General features: G+C 69.4%; 11 protein-coding genes. 5 read left to right on the top strand and 6 right to left on the bottom strand.

Features of this window, described 5'->3' with window-relative positions; all coding sequences use genetic code 11:
* Positions 1–26: 26 nt before the first annotated feature.
* Entirely contained in the window at positions 27–2567 is a 2541-nt protein-coding gene (locus CWT10_RS01355) for an excinuclease ABC subunit UvrA (protein ID WP_103062530.1), read from the top strand.
* A 775-nt stretch (positions 2568–3342) separates the two neighbouring features.
* Here the strand turns inward: CWT10_RS01355 and CWT10_RS01350 are convergent.
* Both CWT10_RS01350 and CWT10_RS01345 read right to left on the bottom strand, forming a co-directional pair.
* A complete protein-coding gene (locus CWT10_RS01350; protein ID WP_103062531.1) occupies positions 3343–3588 on the bottom strand; it encodes a type II toxin-antitoxin system antitoxin in 246 nt (81 codons plus the stop codon).
* Positions 3589–3618: 30 nt separating this feature from the next.
* Positions 3619–4578: an SPFH domain-containing protein gene (locus tag CWT10_RS01345; RefSeq protein WP_103062532.1), complete on the bottom strand. Its 960-nt coding sequence runs from the start codon at positions 4576–4578 to the stop codon at positions 3619–3621.
* Positions 4579–4957: 379 nt separating this feature from the next.
* Between CWT10_RS01345 and CWT10_RS01340 the strand changes: the two genes are divergently transcribed.
* Complete coding sequence (locus tag CWT10_RS01340) at positions 4958–6445, top strand: replication-associated recombination protein A (RefSeq protein WP_103062533.1); 1488 nt, start codon at positions 4958–4960, stop codon at positions 6443–6445.
* Between the two features lie 238 nt (positions 6446–6683).
* Here CWT10_RS01340 and pulA read toward each other — a convergent pair whose 3' ends face one another.
* Both pulA and CWT10_RS01330 read right to left on the bottom strand, forming a co-directional pair.
* On the bottom strand, positions 6684–9524 hold the full coding sequence (pulA, locus tag CWT10_RS01335; protein WP_103062534.1) for a pullulanase-type alpha-1,6-glucosidase: 2841 nt from the start codon (positions 9522–9524) through the stop codon (positions 6684–6686).
* A 169-nt stretch (positions 9525–9693) separates the two neighbouring features.
* Positions 9694–10251: a TetR/AcrR family transcriptional regulator gene (locus tag CWT10_RS01330; protein WP_103062535.1), complete on the bottom strand. Its 558-nt coding sequence runs from the start codon at positions 10249–10251 to the stop codon at positions 9694–9696.
* A 117-nt stretch (positions 10252–10368) separates the two neighbouring features.
* Here CWT10_RS01330 and CWT10_RS01325 point away from each other — a divergent pair, with 117 nt between their 5' ends.
* Positions 10369–11484 carry a hypothetical protein gene (locus CWT10_RS01325; RefSeq protein ID WP_103062536.1) on the top strand — a complete coding sequence of 372 codons (1116 nt, stop codon included), beginning with the start codon at positions 10369–10371 and terminating at the stop codon, positions 11482–11484.
* A gap of 1049 nt (positions 11485–12533) precedes the next feature.
* Here CWT10_RS01325 and CWT10_RS01320 read toward each other — a convergent pair.
* Both CWT10_RS01320 and CWT10_RS01315 read right to left on the bottom strand, forming a co-directional pair.
* Positions 12534–14312, bottom strand: a complete 1779-nt coding sequence (locus tag CWT10_RS01320) for an ABC transporter ATP-binding protein (protein WP_103062537.1) — start codon at positions 14310–14312, stop codon at positions 12534–12536.
* Positions 14309–16279 carry an ABC transporter transmembrane domain-containing protein gene (locus tag CWT10_RS01315; protein WP_103062538.1) on the bottom strand — a complete coding sequence of 657 codons (1971 nt, stop codon included), beginning with the start codon at positions 16277–16279 and terminating at the stop codon, positions 14309–14311. The genes CWT10_RS01320 and CWT10_RS01315 overlap by 4 nt, the downstream gene beginning before the upstream one ends.
* A gap of 939 nt (positions 16280–17218) precedes the next feature.
* Here CWT10_RS01315 and CWT10_RS01310 point away from each other — a divergent pair.
* The gene (locus CWT10_RS01310; protein ID WP_103061947.1) at positions 17219–18637 is read left to right on the top strand and encodes a MalY/PatB family protein; all 1419 of its coding nucleotides are present in this window, start codon (positions 17219–17221) and stop codon (positions 18635–18637) included.
* Between the two features lie 48 nt (positions 18638–18685).
* Positions 18686–19915: a trans-sulfuration enzyme family protein gene (locus tag CWT10_RS01305; RefSeq protein ID WP_103061948.1), complete on the top strand. Its 1230-nt coding sequence runs from the start codon at positions 18686–18688 to the stop codon at positions 19913–19915.
* Positions 19916–20089: the final 174 nt, after the last annotated feature.

The following is a 20089-nucleotide window of genomic DNA, read 5'->3' as shown; positions in this document are numbered from 1 at the left end:
TGGCGACTCGACGTAGCGTGAGCCCCATGCCCGCCCCCACCGGCACCGCTCCGTCCAGCCCCACCACCATCAGTGTGCGCGGCGCCCGCGTCCACAACCTGAAGAACATCGACGTCGAGGTGCCGCTCGGGAATCTGGTGGCCATCGCCGGCGTATCCGGCTCGGGCAAGTCCTCCCTGGCGCTGGGGGTGCTCTACGCCGAGGGCTCCCGGCGCTACCTGGAGGCGCTGTCCACCTACACGCGCCGTCGGATCACCCAGGCGGGCCGTGCGGACGTGGACGAGGTCCGGCATGTGCCCGCGGCCCTGGCCCTGCACCAGCGGCCGGCCATCCCCGGCGTGCGCTCCACCTTCGGCACGGCCTCGGAGCTGCTCAACAGCCTGCGGCTGATGTTCTCCCGACTCGGCAGCCACTGCTGCCCCAACGGGCACCCCTGCCCGCCGAGCATGGACGTCGCCCTGATGGTGCCGACCAGGTGCCCCGTTTGCGGGGAGGAGTTCTTCGGTCCCGGCGCGGAGGCGATGGCCTTCAACTCCGAGGGCGCCTGCCCCACCTGCTCGGGCACGGGCACGGTGCGCACGGTGGACGAGTCGACCCTGGTGCCCGACGAGTCGCTGACCATCGACGAGGGCGCCGTCGCCCCCTGGCAGAACCTGATGTGGTCGCTCATGAAGGACATCGTCCGGGAGATGGGCGTGCGCACGGATGTCCCGTTCCGCGAACTGACGGCGCAGGAGCGGGAGATCGTGTTCCACGGCCCCGCCGAGAAGCGGCATTTCCTGTACGTCAACGAGAAGACCAACACGGCCGCCGAAATGGACTTCACCTACTACAGCGCGGTGCACACCGTGGAGAACGCACTGTCCAAGGTGAAGGATGAGAAGGGCATGAAACGCGTGGAGAAGTATCTTCACGCGGCCGACTGCCCGGACTGCGGCGGCACCCGCCTGAGTCCCAAGGTGCTCTCCACCACGCTGGCGGGCAGGAACTTGGGGCAGGCCACCGCCATGACGCTGGACGCGCTGGTTCCCTGGATGCGGGGCCTTCCCGCCACCCTGCCTAAGGACATGCGGCCGATGGCGGACAGCATCATCGCCTCCTTCCTGGACAACGCCGGGCGCCTGAACGACCTCGGCCTGGGTTATCTCGCGCTCGACCGCGCCAGCATCACGCTGTCCACCGGCGAGCGGCAGCGGGTCCAGCTCGCCCGCGCGGTGCGCAACGAGACCACGGGTGTGCTCTACGTGCTCGACGAACCCAGCATCGGCCTGCACCCGTCGAACATCGACGGCCTGATGGAGGTCGTGGACAGTCTGATCGCCGACGGCAACTCGGTGGTGCTCGTCGACCACGACGTGCGCGTCCTCAGGCGGGCGGACCACATGATCGAAATGGGTCCCCTGGCCGGAAGCCAGGGCGGCACCGTCATCGCCCAGGGCAGCATCGACGAGGTCTGCCGCAATCCGCGGTCGAAGATCGCCCCCTTCCTGGCCGAGGGTGCGGAGCTGCTGAGCCGGCGCCGCACCGACCGTTCCGAGATGTTCGACCTGGGGACGATCCTGTTGGAGACCGCCCCCATACACACGGTCCACGCCTTGAACGTGGAGGTGCCGAAGGGACGGTTGACCACAGTCACCGGTGTATCCGGTTCCGGCAAGACCACCATGGTGCTGGAGAGTCTGATCCCCGGCCTCCGGGCCCGGTGCGAGGGGCAGGCACTGCCCGCTCACGTCAGGCGCATCGAGGCGGAGGGCATTCGCAGGGCGAACCTGATCGACGCCTCGCCCATCGGTACCAACATCCGCTCGACCGTCGCCACCTACAGCGGCATCCTCGACCACCTCCGAAAGACCTTCGCCGGCACGGACGACGCCAAGGCGCGGGGCCTGAAGGTCGGCGCGTTCTCCTACAACACCGGCTCACTGCGCTGCCCCACCTGCGACGGCACCGGGCAGATCTCCCTCGACGTGCAGTTCCTGCCGGATGTGACCATCACCTGCCCGGACTGCGGTGGCCAACGCTACGGCGAAGACGCCGAGGAGATCCTCTGGACGCCGCGACACTCCAAGGAGTCTTATTCGCTGCCGCAGCTGATGGGAATGGACGTCGGCGAGGCCCTGGAGGTATTCACGGGCAGTAAGAAGATCCACGAGAGGCTCTCCGTCCTGGATGATCTCGGACTCGGGTACCTGACGCTCGGGGAGGACACTCCCGCGCTCTCCGGTGGTGAGGCCCAGCGCCTCAAGCTCGCCAGCGAGATGGGCAGGCGGCAGGAGGATGCGGTGTTTGTGTTCGATGAGCCGACGATCGGCCTGCACCCACTGGACGTGCAGGAGCTGTTGGACGTGTTCGACCGGCTCGTCGGGGCCGGTGCGACGGTCGTGGTGATCGAGCACGATTTGGACGTGATCGCGAACTCCGACTACGTCATCGACATGGGGCCCGGGGGCGGCGAGGCGGGTGGCCGCGTGGTGGCCGCCGGCGCCCCGGAGCAGTTGGTCGCCGACCCGGCTTCGATCACGGGACGCTACTTGGCGGAGCATCTGGCTCAAGACGGCGGGCGCTGAGTGCCAATGGACTATCACAGCTTCTCTTCCGGCTTCCGTCTTCGCGGCGTCGAGCTGCCACCCGGAGGACCCGACTACGAGCTCGGCAAGGAATACGGTTCCTATATGGAGACGTATCTGGTGGAACCAGGTGACGCACCCGGGTCAGGCCTTGCCCCATACACTCTCGGCATTCACTCCCCAACACCGGGGATACGGGCCCTGAGCGGGGCGTTCCCCACTCCGAACCGGTGGACGGCATGCGTTGTTGCCAGGGGAATCCCGTTTCTGGGAGATGCGCGTGATCCACACTCCTTCACCGAGGTTCGCGAGGCCCGCCGCGACGTCGTCGATGCCCGAGCGCTTCAAGATCCGCCGCTGCTATTGCTCATCACCGAACTGAGCATCGTGGCGATATCTTCAGTCGGCGTCGCTTGGTCCACTCAGCGCCTGGCACTCGACGGGTTCGATGTTTCTACGACGCCGCGTGATGGGTGGCTTGTGTGTCGTCCGCGGTCGGAACCCGGCGGCGTCCTGCTGGTCAATTTGCAGGACGGTCAAGTGACTCCTCCGGTTTGAGGATGTAGAGGCCGGTTGAGGTCGGCACCATCGGAGCTGCGCTGGTATGACCTCCACCAAGCGGTGGTCCTCCTTAGCGAGAGCCGTTGGGATACGCGCATCGAGTGTGGCACAGCTCCGGAGCGCGCCGCCAGAGTCCGCTCCGGCCCCGTTGCCGTGCCTCGCGACTGCGCCGGTGTCGCTCCCGCCACCGGTCGAGCCCACGCCACTCGCACCGTCAATCCTCGGCGCCGGCCTCCTCGGCACCGCCGCCCCCGGCGCCGTCGGCGTCCTTCCGGGGCCGGCCCCTCCCCCGCATGGGTGCGGCCCTGACGCCCCGGCCGGCGTCGTCGAGGGCGCGCCGCAGGATGATCTCGATCTGTGCGTTGACCGAGCGCAGGTCGTCGGCGGCCCACTTGGCGATGGCCGCGTGGACCGCCGGGTCGAGCCGCAGCAGGACCTGCTTGCGCTTACCGCCCATCATCGGCGCCCTCCGTCACCGAGCCGACCGACCTCAGGCGTACAGGGAGCCGGCGTTTACGACGGGCTGGGTGCGCTGATCGGAGCAGAGCACCACCAGCAGGTTGGAAACCATCTGGGCGCGGCGTTCGTCGTCCATGGAGACGATGTCATCGGCCTCCAGCCGCTTGAGGGCCTGATCCACCATGGTGACCGCACCCTCGACGATCTGCTCGCGCGCGGCAATGACGGCGCCGGCCTGCTGCCGCTGCAGCATCGCCTGGGCGATCTCCGGCGCGTAGGCGAGGGAGGAGATGCGCACCTCAATGATCTCCAGTCCGGCGATCGCCACGCGCGCGGCCACTTCCTCCGCCAGCTCGGCGGAGACCAGGTCGGTGCCACCGCGCAGTGAGGTCTCACCGGGACCGGGCTCGTCGTAGGGGTGGGTGGTGGCCACATGCCGCAGCGCCGACTCCGCCTGCGCCTTGATGAAGGCCTCGTACTCCTCGACCGCGAAGACCGCCCGGGCCGTGTCGGCCACCTGCCAGACGACGATGGCGGCGATCTCCACGGGGTTGCCGTCAAGATCGTTGACCTTGATCTCGTTGGTTTCGAAGTTGTGGACCTTGATGGATACCTTCTTGCCGGACGTCAGCGGCGGCACCAGGACCAGGCCGGTGCGGCGCACGGTGCCGATGTAGCGGCCGAAGAACTGGCGCACGCTGGTCTGCCCGGGGGAGACGATGGTGAAGGAGGTGAACAACAGCAGCGGGATGATCAGGCCCACCGCACCCACGACCAGACGCAGCACCCCGCCCGGTTCACCTTTGTCAGCAGCGATAGCACCTGCAACAAATACGGCGACAGACAGGCCAAACAGCCCCAGCAGCAGGAGCAGCACCGGGAACGCCACACCGGATCCGGAACTGGGGGCGGATCGCTCCGCAATGTCGACTCGCCCCTTGACGGCGGCAGGCTCCTGCTGGACGGTGGGGACGCGGGACTCCGTGGACATGATGACCTCCGGTTCAAACCGCCGCGGCGGAGGCGAACTCCTCCCGACTCCCGCAGCTATAGCAATATGATAGCTATTTTTCGGTCGACGGCAAGCCTCTTCCCATACCGCCATCGACCCGCAGGTCCACACCTGTCACAAAATGCAGCACTTTCATACGCACCGCGCGTACTGCAACGCCAGAAACGGCCTAACTCCGCCGGACCGCCGAAGCCTCACTACCTGGCCGGCCCATAAAGTGCTGCATTCCGTGCCACCTTGACCCAGCCCGCGCCCTGGATCCGCGCTTCTACACCGGTGAACCGGGCACGGACGCCTGGTCGGCGTGCCGCAGTGGCCACGCGCATACGGTCTCCGGGCCACCCCGTAGCCTGGAGTCATGAGTCCGGAGGACGCCCCCTCGCTCTTCGACGCCGCGGCCGATGCCGGCGGCCCGATCGTCGACGACCCCACCCGGCCGCTGGCAGACCGGCTGCGGCCGCGCACACTCGACGATGTCGTCGGCCAGGACCACCTGCTGGCCGCGGACGCTCCGCTGGGGCGGATGGTGTCCGCCGGGCGCCTGGCCTCAATCATCCTGTGGGGCCCGCCCGGCTGCGGTAAGACCACCATCGCCCGGCTGCTGGCAAACCGCACCGGCCTGGTGTTCGAGCAGGTGTCGGCCACCTTCTCCGGGGTGGCCGACCTGCGCAAGGTGTTCGCCGCGGCGGCGCGCCGCCGCGGGATCGGCCAGGGGACGCTGCTGTTCGTCGACGAGATCCACCGCTTCAACCGTGCCCAGCAGGACTCCTTCCTGCCGTATGTGGAAGACGGCACGGTGGTGCTCGTGGGCGCCACCACGGAGAACCCCAGCTTCGAGCTCAATGGGGCGCTGCTGTCCCGCTGCCAGGTACTGGTGCTGCACCGGCTCAACGACGCCGCCCTCGCTGAGCTCCTCACCCGCGCCGAGGCGCTGCTCGGGCGCCGACTCCCCCTGACCGACGGTGCCCGCCGCGCGCTGCTATCCATGGCCGACGGCGACGGCCGCTACCTGCTGGGCATGGTCGAGCAGGTCATCGGCTATGCGGATTCCCAAGGGATGACGGGCTCACAGGAGAGCAGCGGTACCAGCCCAGCCGCGACCGCACCCGCTGGTCAATCTGTGAACTCTGAGCCGGCCGCGGCCGAGGACTCCACCATGCGCACAGGCACCGCCCAGACCGGACCGGTTGACCTGAATGAGGAGGACCTGGCCGCCGTCATCGCCTCCCGCGCGCCCTTGTATGACAAGTCCTCCGAGGAGCACTACAACCTCATTTCCGCACTCCACAAGTCCATGCGCGGCTCCGACCCGGACGCCGCCCTGTATTGGCTGGCGCGCATGCTGGCCGGCGGGGAGGACCCACTGTATGTCGCGCGGCGCCTGGTGCGCTTCGCCTCCGAGGACGTGGGCATGGCCGATCCCGGCGCGCTGCAGATGACTCTGGCCGCGTGGGGCGCCTACGAGCGGCTGGGCTCCCCGGAGGGTGAGCTGGCCATCGCCCAGGCGGTCGTCTACCTGGCGACGGCGCCGAAGTCGATCAGTGTCTACCGGGCCCTGGGGCGGGCGACGAAGCTGGCGCGGCAAACCGGCTCGCTCATGCCGCCGGCGCACATACTGAACGCGCCGACCCGCCTGATGAAAGAGCTGGGTTACGGCGAGGGCTACCAGTATGACCCGGACACCCCGGAGGGATTCTCCGGCGCCGACTACATGCCCGCGGACCTCCCGCCCCGTAAGCAGCGCGAGCGCCTGTACGAGCCCACCGCTCACGGCCACGAACGGCGCATCCGCGAGCGCCTGGCCTACTGGGACGGCCTGCGCGCCAAGCTGCGCTCTGAACAATGAGCCGCCGCCATATCAACCGACCTCGGCGGTTATAACTACCGACCTCGGCACGTAACTTCAACCGACCTCGGCGGTTATATCTACCGACCTCGGCACGTAACTTCAACCGACCTCGGCGGTTATATCTACCGACCTCGGCACGTAACTTCAACCGACCTCGGCGGTTATATCTACCGACCTCGGTGAAGGGCGGCGGCGGTAAGTGCTTGCGGTCGGCGCTTGTGGCCAATGCGCATGGTCAGCGCTCGTACAGGACGGCGACGGTGCGGCCGGGGATCGTGATGGCGCCGGTGTTGGCATAGAAACGAGTGCCCTTGACGACCGGGTCCGCTCCCTCCAGCTGGATGTCGCTCAGCTCGAAGTAACGGTCCACCAGCGCATCCACCCGTTGCTCCACGGTGCCGGGCGCGGGGTTGATGACCACGAGCAGGCCGTCCAGGTCAGGGTCGATGTCGCTGTCCCCGGCGCCGTCGTCGATCAGCATAACCACCAGGCCCGGAGCGTCGAAATCACCGGTGGGGAAGGACACCCGCTCGCGGATGAGCGCGGCCGATCCCAGGGAGAACAACTGACTGGAGCGCCGCAGCCGCAGCAGGTCGAGCGCCTGCTGCCGAGCCGTGGCAATGTCCGCCGCGGTGGGGCGCAGGTCCTCGCGCATGAGAATGCCCGCCTGCACCACCCAGGCATCGAAGTTGCGGGATGCGGGCGGCAGGCCCCGTCCCCAGCCGTTGTCCTGCCCGGTCCAGTCGATCGCGTTGAAATGGTCGCCGGAGTTGTAGGAGTCGGTGTCCAGCGACTTGCTGCGCAGCAGTTCCGTGCCCGCCGCCCAGAAGCAGGGGGACTGTCCGAGCGTGACCGTGGCCAGGCACAGTGTGTTCATGCGGATGCGCTCGGCCATGGGGGTATGGAGCGGCAGCTTGTAGGCGAGCCGGTCGAACAGGGTCTCATCGTCGTGGGCGTCGACGTAGTTGATGGAGTCGGTGGGGACCAGCCCGTACGCGGCGGGCTCGTCGCCGTAGCGGATCTCCTCGCCCCTGGCCCACTGCCCATGGGAACCGGGTAGCTCGAAGTCACGCAGGTTCCCGGCCAGTGCCAGACGCACCAGGTCGGTGCGCCAGGCCAGGTCGGCGCGCTTGGTCTCCTCGGAGCGGTCGTCAAAGCCGTTTGGTTCGGTCAGCTCACCGTTGCCCAGACCCTGCGGCACGCGCGGGTCGGTGTCGTCGCTGCGTCCGTGGACGGCGTCGCGAACACGGTCGTTGAAGGTGCCGATGCCCAGCAATCCTGCCTGCCCCTGGGTGGCCTGGGTGAACAGGGCGTTGTTGGCCACCTCCCCCATGTTCCAGCCCTCCCCATACAGGTAGATAGAGTGGCCGACGGCGTCGTCCGCGACCTGCGCCAACGCATCCCGGAGCCGGGCCATGGTCTCAAGCGAGTGGTAGCCCATCAGGTCGAAGCGGAAGCCGTCGACGCGGTAGTCGACCACCCAGGACACGCAGGCGTCGATCATGAGCCGTTCGGCCATACGGTGCTCGGTGGCGATGTTGTTACAGCAGGTGGACATCTCCACGTTCCCCGCGGCGTCCAGCCGGTGGTAGTAGCCGGGCACGATCCGGTCTAGGACGCTGTGTGCCTCCTGCCCGGAAGCGCCCGTGTGGTTGAAGACCTGATCGAGCACCACCTGCAGGCCCATGCCGTGAATGGCGCCGACCATCTCCCGGAACTCATATACGCGCGCCCCGCCGTCCTGGCGTCCCTCGCGCGCATAGGAACCCTCCGGGACCAGCCAGTGCCAGGGGTCGTAGCCCCAGTTGTAGGCGTCTTGATCGGCGACGGCGGTGATGGCGGCCTGCGGGCGACGCGAGGCCGGGGAGGCATCGCGGGGAATGTGTGGGGCACGCTGGGCGGCCCGGTCCTCGGGCACGGAGCAGAAGTCGAAGGTGGGCAGCAGGTGCAGGGTGTCGATGCCGGCGGCCGCGAGACTGCGCAGGTGGCGGGTGCCGTCGGAGACGACGGCGAAGGCTCCGTAGGTGCCACGCAGCTGCTCGGGCACGGAGGCGTCAGCGGCGGAGAAGTCGCGCACGTGTAGCTCGTAGATGGCGCGGGCGGCGTCATTGGCGACGACGGGGCTCAGGTTCTCCCGCCAGCTCGAAGGCTTGAGCGCGCGCTGCCCCAGGTCGACGACGACGCTCCTGCGCGAGTCCACGGTTAGCGCGCGCGAATAGGGGTCGGTTACCAGATTCGTCTCCACACGGCCGGTGGCCGGGACGTAAACGCGTACCTCCCACAGGTACTGGGAGCCGGCGTCGATGCCGGCGGCGGTGGCGGCCGGCCCGCCCACCTTCCAGCGGCCATCCCAGGATCCGGCGTCGACCCGGTCGGCGGGCACGCGGATCGGATCGGCGTCGATCAGCGGCGCGCAGCCGGTGGGGTCGCCGGTTGGCCAGGCGAGCAGGGCCACGTCGACGGCGGTGGGCGCCCACAGAGAGAAGGTGGGGACGCCGTCGGGGCCGATGCTGGCGCCCAGCGGGGCCGAGCCGTCCCGGGCGGCGGCGTCGGCGTACAGGTGGTCCAGCAGCGGCCAGGTCTGAACACCGGTGAAGGCGGTGATCCAGCCGCCGGTGGAGGCGGCGGTGCGCTGCACGACCGCCAACTGGCCGGCCAGCAGCAGTGTTATGTCCTCGCGCTCAACACTGCGTCCGCCGAACTCGTCCTCCAATGACAGGGCGAGATAGCCGCGCAGGGCGGGGACCGCGGCCATGGCCTCCTCGCCGAGCAGGTCCTCCAAGGAGCCGACAATGGCCAGGGGGATCTCCGTGCCGCCGGGGCCACGATCCAAAATGCCATCCACAATGCGCGCACCGCCTTCGGGCGCCGTGACCAGCCCGAAGGTTACGGGCATGCGGGGCTCGGTCTCCTCCGTCGCACGCACACCCAGGGAGTGAGCGTCTACCATCGCCGGAAACATGTCGGCTGGCCAGGCCAGCGTGGACTCATCAACCCAGTAGGCGCGAGCCTCCCCCACACCGGGCAGCTCATGGCGGACCGGAGCGTCGTGATGCACCGGGGTGGTGATGGCCATGGGAACACCCTCCTGCCTGTTGACAACGAGTCTAGTCAGACGCTTCCAGGAAGGCCCCACACCTGTCAAGACACCACGGCGTTGCGGCCCGAGCGGACGCGGGCAGCGCATTTGGGTGTGCTTCTGCGGGCACCGCATTTGGGCGCGCCTCTACGGGCAGCGCCGTCGCTCATGGCCGCAGCCCCCGCAGGTAGACGTCGACCAACCAGTCCTGCCAGCCGGGGGCCATTTCATCAACAACCTCCCCCAGCGGTCGAGACACCTCGACCACGCCGACTTGAAAACGGACGGGGTCCACGTCTTGACGCACCAGCCCCGCCGCGCGGGCCTTTTCAAGCACCTGCGCGATCCGCTCAAGGGCGCGCTCGCGCAGTGCGGGCCCCGGCCCGCCCACCGCGAACAGTTCAGAGTCGGCGCCGACCTGCATCAGCAGCCGCCCTAACCGCAGCGCCGCCAACTCCCGCACAAAGCCCTCCCAGGCGGATTCGGAGTCATGCTCCCAGGCCTGTTCGCAGCGCCCCGCGGACGCATCCAGATGTTCGTAAACCTTGTCGGCAACCCCGATCACCAGGCTCATCCGATCCGGGAAGTGCCGGTACAGCGTGCCCATGCCCACGCCCGCCTGAGCCGCGATTCTCCTTACCGGTACGTCCACCCCGACATCGGCAAACAGGTTCCTAGCGGCCTCGACGATCGCCTCCCGGTTGGCAACGGCGTCCACACGCATGGTGATGCTCCTCTCCCCCGCGGGGCGGCACCGCGGGCTTGCCCAGACTACATCCGGAGCGATACGCTCCGGTACACATCCGGAGCATTCCGTTCCATTTACAGAATCGAGCAAGCGATGACCACCTCAGACACCACCCCGGCGCCGGCACCCGCCGCACCCCAGGACCCGCGGCACTCCACCCGCGGGCTCCTACTGGCGACCATCGGCATTCCCATCGTCATCATCCTCATGCTCCTGGCGTTCCTGGCGCCGTCGATCAGCTCCGGAGCCAAAGACCTGCCCCTGGCCCTGGCGGCGCCCGAGGCCGCGCGTGAGCAGTTGCTGACGCAGCTAGAGACCTCCGCACCCGGAGTGTTCGACGTGACCGTCGTCGAGGACGCCCAGGCGGTGACCAGCGCGGTTGAGAACCGCGAAACCATCGGCGGGATCGCCATCACCGCCGACGAGTCGGGCCAGCAAGTCGAGGTCGTAACTGCCTCCGGCGCAGGCAGCCCCTACGCCGCGCTACTGACTAACCTCGCCACCGCGCTGGAAGCACAGCTGGACGCACAGGCCGTGACCGCCGCCCAGGCGCAGGGTGCCGACGCCGCAACGCTCGCGCAGGTCCAGCAGGAGGCAAGCGCCTCGCAGACTGTCACCGTTACCGACGTCGCACCCCTAACCGCCGAGGACCCGTCCGGCGTGGCCCTGTCCGCGGTCGCGCTGCCACTGGTGTTCGGGGGCCTCGCCTCGGGCGTGGTCCTAAGCCTGGTGCTGCGCACTTCTCCGTGGAAGCGGGCCCTGGGGGCGATCGGAATCGCCGCACTGGGCGGCCTGTGCGTAGCCGCCGTGCTGCAGACCTGGTTCGGCGCCGTCGCCGGCTCCTTCCTGCTGCTGTGGGCGGGTCTGAGCCTGGGCATCGCGGCGATTTCACTGACGCTGCTCGGCCTGCAGGAGCTCATGGGCTACGCGGGCCTGGGACTCGGCGTGGTAACCATGCTGTTCGTGGCAAACCCGCTCTCCGGGCTGGCTACGGGGTGGCAATGGCTCCCCAGCGGGTGGGGAGTATTTGGGCAGCTGCTACCCGTGGGTGCGGCCGGAACCTGGCTGCGCTCGGCCGCCTACTTCGACGGCGCTGGCATGGGGGCAAGCCCTTGGGTACTGACGGCCTGGATCGTCTGCGGCCTCGCTCTGCTGGCGCTCGGCGCATACCTAAACGCCCGCCGCAGTCGCGGCGATCGCGTGAGTTGAGTCCACTGCACCGAACCATCTTGTCAGGCCCACTGAGACGGCCCACTGAGACAGCCCGCTGGGACGGCCCACTGAGACAGCCCGCTGGGACGGCACGGAGGCGAGCGCCTTCAGGACCGTCCCGACGGGCGTCGGTGGGGACGGTGCTCAGCTCCACGGTGGAGACGGTCCACTTGCCGCCTCCGACGGCCGCATGATCGAGGCGAGGCAAGGCCCCGGTCGGAGGCGCAGCCACGTTCGTCCCAGAGTGAGCCGCCCGTCAAAATACCACCGAGTTCGGTCGACGTTACTGCCGAGTTCGGTCGACGTTACTGCCGAGTTCGGTCGACGTTACTGCCGAGTTCGGTCGACGTTACTGCCGAGTTCGGTCGACGTTACTGCCGAGTTCGGTCGAAGTTGCATGCCGAGATCCGTAAGCGCCGACTACGGCCCTAACACCCGGCACGCGAGCGCACCCTCGACCATGTGGCCAAGCCGCCGAACACCCAATCCCGCCACGTTCACTAGTTGACCGAGCACGTAATTGAGAACTATCCCCCGTGCTCGACACTCCACCTGCCTGCATACAGGACACTCAACATACACAGGACCGTCTATCACCACCCACGCACGTCTTTTCGCCTCACGCGGTTTGGAACTTCACGACGTCCTACCGCGAGAAACCCCCAGAACTCTTAGGCGAGAGCTAAACGCGCACGTGTGCGGATAAGTCCAAGACTGCACAGGGATAGATGCGCACCGGGCCGACGGCGTGCAGGCGAACAGGTCCGAGCTTCCAGGCAGTGAGGTGAACGTAGCAGGACTGGCGAGTTCTCCCGAGGCAGCGGATGGCAAGCCGAGACTCGCTCCTTCGACCCGCTCCAAAGTTGGTGCCGCGCCAACAGACCTGTGCGCGTCATCGGTGCCATCCTCGGCCCGTAACTTCGACCGAACTCGGCAGTAACGTCAACCGAACTCGGCAGTAACGTCGACCGAACTCGGCGGTTATTTCGACCGAACTCGCGGGGGAGAGGCGGTCAGTGGGCGGTCAGTGGGCGGTCAGTGGGCGGTCAGTGGGCGGCCCAGGCGCGCCACAGGCGGGCGTACTCGCCGTCGGCGGCCAGCAGCTCGGCATGCGGTCCCAGTTCCACGATCCGCCCGTCGATCATGACCGCCACCCGGTCGGCGGCAGCGGCCGTGTCCAGCCGGTGGGCGATGGCCACCACGGTGCGGCCGGCCAGGACGGCGTCCAGCGAGCGCTCGGCGGAGCGGGCGGCGCTGGGGTCGAGCAGGCTGGTGGCCTCGTCCAGCACCAGCGTGGCCGGGTCCATCAGCACGATGCGCGCCAAGGCGACCTGCTGTGCCTGCCCGGGCGTCAGCTGCACCCCGCCGGCACCTACGCGCGTGTCCAGTCCGTCGGACAGTCCTCGCACCCACTCGGCGGCGCCCACCACTCGTAGGGCGCGTTCCAGTTCGGCGTCGGCGGCGTCCGTGCGCGCCAGGCGCAGATTGTCGGCCAGGCTACAGGCGAAAACATGGTGCTCCTGGGTCACCAACGCGACCTCGCGGTGCAGGGCCTCCTCGGTGAGCGCGGTCAGGTCGACGCCGCCATCGCCGTCGTCGACGACCACCCGCCCGCGTGTGGGCGGGTGAATGCCGGCGAGCATGCGGCCCAGCGTCGACTTGCCCGAACCGGACGGCCCGACGACGGCCAGCCGCTCCCCGGGAATCAGCTCCAGGTCGACCTCGTGCAGCACGTCGCGCCCGGGCAGGTAGGCGTAAGAGACGCCGCGCACACGCGGAGGCCGGCCCGTCACCGCCCCGCTGGTGGCCTCCCGGTCGGGAGCGACCAGCTCCACGCCCACGATGCGGGACATGGCCGCGCCCGCCGTCTGCAGGGAGTCGATCCAGAAGGTCATCTCGGACACGGGCGTGCGCAACTGGACGGCGTACAGCGCCACCGTGGTGATCGCACCGAGGGTGACGGCCCCGTGGCCCGCCAGCCAAGCGCCCCAGGCGACGACGGCGATCACCGGCGCGAAGGAGCCCAGTCCCAGGGCAGTGATCAGGACGACGCGCAGCCACAGCGTGTACTGCTCGGTGGACCAGACCTCTATCATGGCGCGGTCCAGGATGCGATTGCGGCGCGCCCCCAGGCCGTGGGCATCCACGGTGGCGGCCTGGTCGGCGGTCTCGGCGACGACGCCGTCGACCTCGGCCCACATCGCGTTCATGGCCCGGTAGGCGGGCACGGCGTGGCGCAGGTACCAGCGCGCGGCGGGCAGGACGGCCACCAGTGGGAGGATCAGCGCCGGGCTGAGCCGCGGCGAGGTGAACACGGCGGCGCCCACGATCGTGAGCAGCGTGAGCACGATGACGAGGATTTGGCTCACGCCCCGCTGCACGACGTTGCGGATGGACTCCAGGTCACGGCCGGTGCGGCCCAGCAGGTCGCCGGTGCCGGCAGATTCGACCACCGACAGCGGCAGGTGCATAACCGAGGCGACCAGCCGCTCGCGCAGCTCGGCGAAAACCCGCTCCCCCAGCACGCGCGCTAGGTACTCACCGCAGCCGGCCAGGGCGGCGTTGCCGATCGCCAGGGCGATGACGACGGCGATCAGTACCTGCAGCCGGCCGGCCGCAGAGACGGCCGCAGCACCCTCGGCGCCCGCGGCGCCCGCCACCAGGTCCACCATGGAGCCCAGCACCCGCGGGATGCCCACCGAGGCCAGGGCGGCCAGCAGCTGGATCGCCGTGACCGCCGCTACGGCGCCCTTGTGCTCCCCGATCAGTTCGACGGCGCGGCGGCGCACGGCAGCGCCGTCGGCGACGGGTAGGCGCCGGTTCATCGCCGACCTCCCGCCTCGACGCCGCGCTCGACGACGGCGCGGTAGGCCTCCAGCGCGCTCAGTTCGTGGTGGGTGCCGCGCGCGAGTTCGCGCACGTCCGCGCTTTCCCGTCGGCCACCGTGCTCCACGCCTGTCGGGCCTGCGTCGGCGCGGGCCCGGCGCGCATCGGCTGCGAGCCCGTCGTCCGCGGCGACGACGTCGAGCAGCACCACCTCGTCGCAGCGTCCCAGCAGCAGCGGCGAGGCTGTGACGACGACGGTGGTGAGTCCAAGGCGATCCTCACGCAGTCGCCGGGCCACCAGGTCCTCGGTGTGGGAGTCCAAGGCGCTGGTGGGCTCGACGAGCACCAGGACGGGGGCGCGGCGGGCGACGGCCCGGGCCAAGGCCAGGCGTTGGCGCTGTCCGCCGGAGACGTTGCGGGCCTTTTCGGTGAGCTGGCCGTCCAGGCCGCCGAGGGAGTCGTGGGCGTCGCCCGCGGCGGCGACGGCGAGGGCATGCTCGGCGCGTTCCCGCTGGGCGGCGGTCAGGGGCGCCGCACCGCCGCCGGCGGCGGGTCCGTCGTCGCCGTGGGCTCCGGCCACCGCGCCGTTGCGGATGACCTCGGCGGTTGGGCGCGGTCCGCTCAGGGGGATCTCGTCGCCGAGTATCTCCTCGGCGAGCGTCCCGGCGAAGGCCTCGGCATGGGCGCCGGAGAAGACGATCGTGCGCCGCACCTCTTCCAGGGGGACCGCACGCAGGTCGCTGCCGCCGAGCGTGACGGGCCCGTCGGCGTCGTCGGCGCGGCCGAGCCGCTGAGCCAGGGCGGCGGCACGGGCGGGGTCGGCGCAGACCAGGGCGGTCATGCGTCCGCCGCGCAGCACCACCCCGGAGCTCAGGTCGGTCAGGTCGCCGGCCGGGTCCAGGCGTGCCCCGGGCACGACGCCGGCGTCGTCGGTCAGCGGCGCAACCGCCTCGATGCGGGCCACCTTGCGTGCCCCCACCCAGGCGCGGGTGGAGAACTGGATCAGGTCGGCCATCACTCCCAGCGGTCCGACCAGGAAAGTGGTGTAGCCGTAGAAGGTGACCAGCTGACCGGGGGTGATCGCCCCGGCCAGGGCAGCGCGGGCACCCGCGCCGACGACGACGGCGGTGAACACCATGGGGGCGCCGGCCTTGACGGTGGCCAGGAGCGCCTGGGTGGAGGCGACGCGAATGCCGGCGTCACGCACCCGGTGGGAGGCCTCGGCGTAGCGGGCGGTGTACACGTCCTCCCCGCCGATGCCGCGCAGCACCCGTAGTCCGGACACGGCGTCGGTGGCAATGGTGGACAGGCGTCCCTGCTCCTCGCGCTGCACTGACAGGCGCCGGTTCAGGGGGCGGATGAAGGCGCCCACCAGCGCCAGCACGACCGGCAGGCCGATCAGCACCAGCAGCCCCAGCGGCGCGGATGTGCGCAGCATGAGCACGCCGACAGTCACGACGCTTACCAAGGCGCCGATGACGTTGACGCCGAAGTACATCAACGCACCGATGTTGTCGGTGTCGGCGTCAATGGTGGCCACGACGTCACCGCTGGCGATCTGGCGTGTCACTGCCCGCGAGCGCAGGCCCAGGCGGTGGGCGGCGCCCCGCATGGTGGGCTTCCAGGCGCTGGCCCAGGCGCCCATGCCGGTGGCGTCCTCCAGGCCGGCGGTGAGCGCGCCGAGCAGGCCCAGCCCCAACAGCGCGGCCAGCCCGGGCAGCAGCCGGGTGCTGAGGCCGGCCTCGAGACCGGCGTCGAGCAGGTCGCCCAGCGCCAGCGGGATGAGCGCCTGAGCGAGATAGGAGGCGGTGGCGACCAGGACGCCGCAGGAGATGGCGGGCAGACTCATGCGGGTTACGGCGCGCAGCAGACCGCCCGGGGTGGTGGGTAGCTCCGGGGGTGGCGTCGTCTGCACCGACAAGAAGGCGGGCCACCGGCGCGGGGCGCGGGCAACGGGGATCGACACGGCCCCAAGCCTATGCGGCCCGGAACGCGTCGGCCTGGCCCGGCCCGGAACGCGTCGGCCTGGCCCGGCCCGGAACGCGTCGGCCTGGCCCCGGCCCCGGCCGCCCGGCCCGGCCCCGGCCGCCGCCGCGGCCGACACCCTCATCACGGCCACGAACACTTGCCTCCTACTACGAGCGAATGGTAGTGCCTTGGGCTCCGCTGTGGCTGCGGGCCACCGCAGCGGCGGGACCTCGGGCCACCGCGGGCGCGAGGGCGTTGTCCGCCGACAGGGGCTTGGGGCCGCGGCGCAGGCGAGCACGAGGTGCTGCCCCTGGCTCCGTACACCGCGCGCACTCCCCACTTGAGAGCAGGCCTGCGCACAGCCGTGGTCGGTCAGCTCGTCTGCTACGCCGGTTCGACCTCTACTACGCCACTTAGGCGTTTCCTGAAGGGTTCCGAGACCTTCAACAAAGGCCTAACCGGCGTACCCAACGGCGAAGTGGCGTAGTAGACGCGCCGGCAAACCCCCACCCGCGCACCACCGCGTCACGCGGCCCGCACCAGACGGCAGATCGCAGCTGGGGCGCACTTGACACGCCCGCCACCGACTCCGCTAGCCTCATCCCATGACTACTTCGACGCCCACGACCCGTACCCTGATGGTGCGCGCCGAGAGCATGCGTCGAATGCAGATGCGCTGACAGCGCCAGCCGTCGCTGTTTCAAAGTAACGGTCAGAGTCCGAGCCGCCTGCGGGCGCTCGTTGTACTCCGCGGTCGCCGATCACGTCGGCCCGTGTTTAAGCCCCCGTTATTCCTCCATTCGGCGCCGCCACGCGCCCGTGCGCACTGCACCCACCCACCTCGCCGAGGTCGGTCGAAATAACCGCCGAGGTCGGTCGAAGTTACGTGCCCAGGTCGGTCGATGTGGCGGCAGCCCCAAGCCTTACAGGAAGCATCATGACCATCTTCGCCCCCACCACAACCTACGGCGCATCCGTCCCGCCCACCCCTGAGAACCAGGGCCGACTCGTCGACGCCGCCACGACGTCGTCCGCATATTCGTCCGCCGCCTCCCCGGATGCCTCCGACCTAGCCCCGCACGCCTCCGCCTCCCCCTTCGACGTGGTCCACGACCGCGCCGGAACCGCCAGCCTGAAATGGGACTTCGCCGCCGCCCGCCGTCGCCCCGAAACCGCCCTGCCCCTGTGGGTGGCCGACATGGACCACGCCACCGCCCCCTGCGTCGTCAACGCCCTGCTGTGGCGGGTGCGACACGGCATCTTCGGTTACACCGAGCCCGACGCCGCCTATGACGCCACCCTGGCCGCCTGGTTCGCCCGCCGCTACGACTGGCACATCGACCCGGCCTGGAACGTCGTCACCCCCGGGGTCGTTCCTGCACTGGCGACGGCGGTGCGGGCCTTCACCGAACCCGGCGACGCCGTCGTCATCGAGGAGCCTGTCTACTACCCGTTCCGGGAGGTGGTCGAGCAGCAGGGGCGCGTGGTGGCCCCGGCGCCGCTGGTGCGCGGCGCCGACGGCGTCTACCGCCGCGACCTGGACGCCCTGGAGGCCGTGCTCGCCTCCTCCGGCGCCCGCCTGCTGATCCTATGCAACCCGCACAACCCGGTGGGCCGGGTCTGGTCACGCGCGGAGCTGACCGAGCTGGCCCGGATCACCGGCCGCCACGGCACGCTCGTGGTCTCCGACGAGGTGCATGCCGACCTGGCCCTGCCCGGACACCGCACCACACCCTTCGCCACTGTCTCCGACGACGCCGCCGCCCGCACCATCACCTGCACGTCGCCGTCGAAGTCCTTCAACCTGGCGGGACTGCAAGTGGCCAATATCCTCATTTCCGACGCCGACCTGCGCGACCGCTTCCGAGCGGCCGTCAGCGCCGGCGGCTACTCCCAGCCCAACACGCTGGGACTGACCGCCTGCCAGGCGGCGTACAAGTCCGGCGACGCCTGGCTCGACGCCCTGCGCAGTCACGTCGACGACGCCCGCCGGCACGTCATCCGTCGTCTGGAGCGGGTGCCCGGCATTGAGGTCTGCCCCGGCGAGGGCACCTACCTGCTGTGGCTGGATTGCACCGGGCTGCTGGAGGCCACGGGCCTGGCGGCGGCGGAGCTGGACGACTTCATCACCGCTCAGGCCGGCTTGTGGCTCGACGACGGCGCCCTGTTCGGCACCGGCGGCGCCGGCTTCACCCGGCTGAACATCGCCTGCCCGCGGGCAACCCTGGATGAGGCGCTGGATCGCCTAGAAATCGCCGTGCACGGCCTGCTCGCACGCCCCACCGCCCTTCCACCGAGATCGGTAGAAATAACCATCGAGATCGGTAGAAATAACCATCGAGATCGGTCGATATAACGACCGGCGCACAAGTCACCACCCGCCCCAGCCGGCGAGAAAGTTCTTATGCCCAACTCCAATTCCGCCCCCGCACAGCCCTCGACCCCCGCCGTCGACCCCGCCGTCGATTATTCCGGGTGTCGTACCGCCCCGATCCAGCACCACCACTCCTGGACGGACTCGCCCACCCCCTGGCGGCTCGACACCGTCTTGGCACACGTGGGCACGGGCACCGATCCTGCCACCGGCGCCATCACCACGCCGATACACCTGTCGACAGCCTTCGGGCACCCCGGACTGGGGGCATCCACCGGATACGACTACACGCGCACCGCCTCCCCCACCCGCGACGTCCTTCAGGACGCGCTGGCCCGGCTCGATAGCGGGGCCGCCGCCTTCGCCCTGGCGTCCGGAATGGCGGCGGTGCAGCTGACGGTCACCACACTGGCACCGTACGGTTCACGGATTGTCGCCCTGGAGGACCTGTACGGCGGCACTTACCGCTATTTGAAGTGCCTGGCCGACGACGGCGCCTACCAGGTGGACTTCGTCGTCGGCGAGGTCGGGCTGCGGGAGGCGCTGCGAAAGCCGGCATCCCTAGTGCTGATCGAGACCCCCACCAACCCGATGATGGCCGAGTTGGACATCGCGGAGGTGTCCGGGTGGGCGCATGCGGCCGGCGCCCTGTTGGCGGTGGACAACACCTTCTACACCCCGGTGATCTGCCGTCCGCTGGAGCTGGGGGCGGACGTGGCGGTCTACTCGGCCACCAAGTACCTGGCTGGTCACAACGACGTAATGGCGGGCGCCGTCGTCGTGGCCGACCCGACCCTGGGCGAACGGTTCCAGTATCAGCTGAACACCACCGGGCCGACGTTAGGCCCCTTCGACGCCTTCCTGCTGCTGCGCGGCCTGAAAACGCTGTCGTTGCGCATGGAGCGGCATGAGGCCAACGCCCGGAAGGTGGCCGATTTCCTGCGCGCCGACGCCCGGGTGAGGCGGGTACTGTATCCGGGGCGCTCGGGCATGGTGTCCTTCGAACCGGTCGACGGCGTCGACGTCGCCGCATTCCTGGAGGCGGTGCGCGTGTTCACCTTCGCCGAGTCGCTGGGTGGGGTGGAGTCACTGGTGACCTGTCCGAGCGTGCAGACGCATGCGGACGTCCCGCCCGCCACTCGCGCCGCCTACGGGCTCACCGATTCCCTGCTGCGGCTGAGCGTGGGCATTGAGGACGCCGAGGATCTGGTCGCCGACCTGAAGCTGGCGCTGGAGCGAGCGGCGCGACGGCGCGATTAAGGCGGCAAAGGCACTCACGGCAACACCAAATGCGGCCCAGACCACAGACGCCAAGGTAACTGCTTAGCAACACGGCTAGGTAGCATGCCGTCATGGATTCCTCCACAGGTCCGAGCTTCCTGTTCTCGGACACAGAATTACTGGCCCGCAGGGAGCATGGACAACGGCAGACCG

It is taken from the genome of Actinomyces qiguomingii, from assembly GCF_004102025.1.
GTDB lineage: Bacteria > Actinomycetota > Actinomycetes > Actinomycetales > Actinomycetaceae > Actinomyces > Actinomyces qiguomingii.
This window is presented reverse-complemented; position numbering and strand designations above follow the sequence as displayed.

Bases quoted from the DNA above. Each gene is read 5' to 3' on its own strand.
- CWT10_RS01350 (WP_103062531.1), bottom strand. From the start codon at position 3,588: ATGATGGGCGGTAAGCGCAAGCAGGTCCTGCTGCGGCTCGACCCGGCG.
- CWT10_RS01305 (WP_103061948.1), top strand. From the start codon at position 18,686: ATGCCCAACTCCAATTCCGCCCCCGCACAGCCCTCGACCCCCGCCGTC.
- CWT10_RS01340 (WP_103062533.1), top strand. From the start codon at position 4,958: ATGAGTCCGGAGGACGCCCCCTCGCTCTTCGACGCCGCGGCCGATGCC.
- CWT10_RS01345 (WP_103062532.1), bottom strand. From the start codon at position 4,578: ATGTCCACGGAGTCCCGCGTCCCCACCGTCCAGCAGGAGCCTGCCGCC.
- CWT10_RS01320 (WP_103062537.1), bottom strand. From the start codon at position 14,312: ATGAACCGGCGCCTACCCGTCGCCGACGGCGCTGCCGTGCGCCGCCGC.
- pulA (WP_103062534.1), bottom strand. From the start codon at position 9,524: ATGGCCATCACCACCCCGGTGCATCACGACGCTCCGGTCCGCCATGAG.
- CWT10_RS01325 (WP_103062536.1), top strand. From the start codon at position 10,369: ATGACCACCTCAGACACCACCCCGGCGCCGGCACCCGCCGCACCCCAG.
- CWT10_RS01310 (WP_103061947.1), top strand. From the start codon at position 17,219: ATGACCATCTTCGCCCCCACCACAACCTACGGCGCATCCGTCCCGCCC.
- CWT10_RS01330 (WP_103062535.1), bottom strand. From the start codon at position 10,251: ATGCGTGTGGACGCCGTTGCCAACCGGGAGGCGATCGTCGAGGCCGCT.
- CWT10_RS01355 (WP_103062530.1), top strand. From the start codon at position 27: ATGCCCGCCCCCACCGGCACCGCTCCGTCCAGCCCCACCACCATCAGT.